This is a genomic window from Okeania sp. SIO3I5 (assembly GCF_010672085.1).
Classification (GTDB): Bacteria; Cyanobacteriota; Cyanobacteriia; order Cyanobacteriales; family Microcoleaceae; genus Trichodesmium.
On record NZ_JAAHHT010000426.1, the window covers coordinates 1 to 4,114 of the forward strand.

3 protein-coding genes are annotated in these 4,114 nt (G+C 34.6%); 2 read left to right on the forward strand and 1 reads right to left on the reverse strand.

Annotated elements, in window-relative coordinates; genetic code table 11:
* Positions 1 to 109 precede the first annotated feature (109 nt).
* On the forward strand, positions 110 to 310 hold the full coding sequence (locus F6K40_RS39120) for a hypothetical protein (RefSeq protein ID WP_293145372.1): 201 nt from the start codon (positions 110 to 112) through the stop codon (positions 308 to 310).
* A gap of 334 nt (positions 311 to 644) precedes the next feature.
* On the opposite strand, the gene mnmA is transcribed toward F6K40_RS39120, so the two are convergent.
* Positions 645 to 1,736: a tRNA 2-thiouridine(34) synthase MnmA gene (gene mnmA, locus F6K40_RS39125; protein ID WP_293145378.1), complete on the reverse strand. Its 1,092-nt coding sequence runs from the start codon at positions 1,734 to 1,736 to the stop codon at positions 645 to 647.
* A gap of 481 nt (positions 1,737 to 2,217) precedes the next feature.
* Here mnmA and F6K40_RS39130 point away from each other — a divergent pair, with 481 nt between their 5' ends.
* A complete protein-coding gene (locus tag F6K40_RS39130; protein ID WP_293145375.1) occupies positions 2,218 to 3,066 on the forward strand; it encodes a hypothetical protein in 849 nt (282 codons plus the stop codon).
* Positions 3,067 to 4,114 lie beyond the last annotated feature (1,048 nt).

Sequence of the window (4,114 nt, forward strand, 5' to 3'; positions counted from 1 at the left end):
TTGAGAAATCCACCGATGGAGAATTTGCTATTTCCAGATTTTCCACTCCGAGCATCAAAAGTTTTCCTGAAGAACCTATATTTACTCTGACTTTAACTATGGAAAAAATTTGAACCAGCCAAAATTTGAGAAATCCACCGATGGAGAATTTGCTATTTCCAGATTTTCCACTCCGAGCATCAAAAGTTTTCCTGAAGAACCTATATTTACTATTTCTAGATTTTCCTCTGTGAGCATCAAAAATTTTCCAGAGGAACCTATATTTGCTCTTGCTTTACCACTAAAAAAATCTTCACAAAGGAAAATTTGAAAAAGCAACTTCCAGATTTTCCTCTTTGAGCATTAGAAAGTTTTGCAGAGGAACCTATATTTACTCTTGCTTTACCACTAAAAAAACCTTCACAAAGGAAAATTTGAGAAATATAATTATGGATAATTTATAGCAATCGCCATGATTGGCGCAAACATTCTCAAATTCTTAAATATAGTCACAGAAATAATTGAACTCCTGACTTCTAACTTCAGCTATAGTAGTCTGGATTTTCAGCTTTAATAATCAACTCAAATCCAGACTAAAAACTAACACTTACCAATGGATAATTGATAATTAGAGAGAGTTGTAATGCTCCATTATTCATTATTAATTATTCATTATTAATTATCCCCCCACCTAATAAAATATCTCCCTCATACCAAACAGCAGCTTGACCAGGAGTTATGCTAAAAACTGCTTCTTCAAACATTAACTTAACTCGAAAACCATCTTGAGGTTTCTGTTCATTAATACCCAAAGGAATAATATTTGCAGCTACAGGTAAACTGCGATATCTTACTTGCACTTCTGCGCGTATTGGAGTAGTTGGTGGAGCAATAGAAACCCAGTTAACCAACTTCACAGTAGACTCCATTTTGGCCGCACTGTCGCGATCGCCCACTACTACCCGATTCATCACTGGGTCTAAGTCAATCACATATAAAGGATGAGGGGCAGAAACTCCCAAACCTTTTCTTTGGCCAATAGTATAATGATGGACACCATCATGGTTTCCTAACACTCGCCCTTCTCGGTCAACTATTTCACCTTGATGGGGAGTAATATATTTATCCAAAAATTCCCGCATCGAACCATTAGCTTCTACCAGACATAAATCCTGACTTTCTGGTTTATCAGCAGTTTTCAAACTATATTCTGCTGCAATGCGTCGGGTTTTGCTCTTGACCATTTCTCCTAGAGGAAATACTGAACCTGCCAATAAATCCTGTGTTAGATCGTACAGAAAATAAGACTGGTCTTTGTTACGGTCAACTGCACGTTTTAAGAGATAGCGATCGCTATCTGAATCATAATCAATTCGTGCGTAATGCCCCGTGGCAATTTTGTCAATACCTAATTTTTCACGGCCATAAGCTAACATAGGGCCAAATTTAACAGTTTTATTACATTGAGAACAAGGTAGTGGAGTAATTCCGGCACTATAACCTGTCACTAAATAATCAACAATATTTGTCTGAAATAAATCGCGAGTATCAACAATGTGATGGGGAATACCTAATTGTTCGCAAATATAGGCAGCATCAACCATTCCTTCAGAACAACATTGACCTTTTCCTTTCATTAACCAAAGAGTTAAGCCCTCAACTTGATATCCTTGATGATGTAATATTGCTGCTGCTGTGGAACTATCAACTCCACCAGAAAGACCGACTATAATTTTATTCATGGGACTTGAGTTTATCAAATCAAAACTATATATATTTATCTTGATTATAGATTTTTTTTCTATCTTCTTTTTTATTCTCTGTTTCCTGAATTACTACTATGTACGGACGTTGCTTGAGCATTAATGCGTTTTTTTTATAGGAAATGCGAGCAAACATGTCGCGCAGCGAAAGGTCCCTACTTACTTCCTAAAATCAACTAATTTTGTACTTATAGATGAAATCTAGTTATACAGTTATGGTATTTGCTATTTTCTATCAAGACAGACCTGACTTAGTATGCTCTTAAACTTTAACTTTTGATTTTCTTAAATCCTTTCTTTTTTTCTTAAGGCATGACTTTTAACTTTTAAGTTTATTTTTCTCTGTTTCCTTTTTTCATTAATCCTGGTATTCATTTTGAATGAAAATACTATAGGTGATTTAACTTTGTTTTGCCAAGGCAAAAAGCTGAGTTTTAGCGATCGCTAAAATCATCATTTATCGGAGTAACTAACTATGCTAAATCCATTTAATGTAATATTGTACTACCAAAATTCAAAAATGTCATTATTATCAATTATATTAGGAGGATTTTTAGTCCTAAGCTACCAGACTTTATGCCTGGGAGAAGTCATCAAAACTAAAACCTTAACTACCAATCAAAATCAAAGCGAAAACACAATTTTTATCTCCAACAACAACGCATCAAAAAACGTACAACTAATAACAGATATATCCAGATATCCAAGACCTATTGAAAAATTACCATCATCAATCATCACACCCTCAAATAAACAAAAAGAACCAATATTTAATCCCATCGAACCCAATCCATTTCCTAATTTACGATATGTTGTTTATGTTGAGTCAAAAAGTCGAATTTTGTTAGGAATTATTCGGCGGCAAATTGAACCAAGAGCTGTATTTCGTTCTTTTGGAGACGCAAGAGCTATTCAAGTCGGAAGCTTTTCTGAGTTATTTTTTGCCTTAGATTTGTTAGATTTTTTAGAAGAAAAAGGCATTAATGGCGAATTATCAAGGCGCAACCCTGGTGAAGCATTTGGCGATCCTCTAAGACCTACAACTTTAGCACGTAGTGTATATCCTCCAGTTAGCCATTCAATAGCTTATGGACTGAGTAATAGTAGATCCTATTATTTATTAATTCCTAGTAAGTCAAAAGATTTAGCTCTAATCACATATAGATTGGGATTATTGGGAGTTCCTGACAGTGGAATTCAGGTGACAGAAACACCAGAAAATGTAGCTATAGGACCTTTTGAAGAAATAGAAATAGCAGAAAAATGGCAACGCTATTTATTAGATTCAGGGTTTATTAATGTATTTATTTATTTTGGTCGTTAAAAAAGCGGTCAGCAGTCAGCAGTTAGCAAGATGATTTTTTGAAAGTTGAGAATGGGGATTTTAACCCAGAGTTGCTCAAAGCTGATAGCTAATTATAAAGAAGAAAAAATGTAGGGTTTTGGTCTCCTTTCCCCAAATCATAAACTATACCAACTTTAGTAAATGTTGATTACAAGGGGTGAGCCGTCAGCAATCAGCAAGATGATTTTTTGAAAGTTGAGAATGGGAATTTTAACCCAGAGTTGCTCAAAGCTGATAGTTAGTTATTAAAGAAGAAAAAATGTAGGGGTTTAGTTTACTTTCCCCAAATCATAAATTGTACTAACTTTAGTAAATGTTGATGACAAATGGTCAGCACTCAGCAATTAGCAAGATGATTTTTTGAAAGTTGAGAATGGGGATTTTAACCCAGAGTTGCTCAAAGCTGATAGCTAATTATAAAGAAGAAAAAATGTAGGGGTTTGGTCTCCAAAACCCCAATCATAAATTCTACCAACTTTAGTAAATGTTGATGACAAAGGGTGAGCACTCAGCAATTAGCAAGATGATTTTTTGAAAGTTGAGAATGGGGATTTTAACCCAGAGTTGCTCAAAGCTGATAGTTAGTTATTAAAGAAGAAAAAATGTAGGGGTTTGGTCTCCAAAACCCAAATCATAAATTCTACTAACTTTAGTAAATGTTGATGACAAAGGGTGAGCATTCAGCATTCAGCAAGATGATTTTTTTGAAAGTTGAGAATGAGGATTTTAACCCAGAGTTGCTCAAAGCTGATAGTTAGTTATTAAAGAAGAAAAAATGTAGGGGTTTGGTCTCCAAAACCCAAATCATAAATTGTACCAACTTTAGTAAATTTTGATGACAAGCGGTCAGCACTCAGCAATTAGCAAGATGATTTTTTTTTAAAAAGCTGATAGTTAGTTATAAAGAGGAAAAAATGTAGGGGTTTGGTCTCCAAAACCCCAATCATAAATTGTACCAACTTTAGTAAATGTTGATGACAAGCGGTCAGCACTCAGCAATTAGCAAGATGATTTTTTTGAAAATTTA

What these genes read in the sequence shown, in the direction of transcription:
- F6K40_RS39130 (WP_293145375.1), top strand. Translation starts at nt 2,218, where the DNA reads ATGCTAAATCCATTTAATGTAATATTGTACTACCAAAATTCAAAAATG.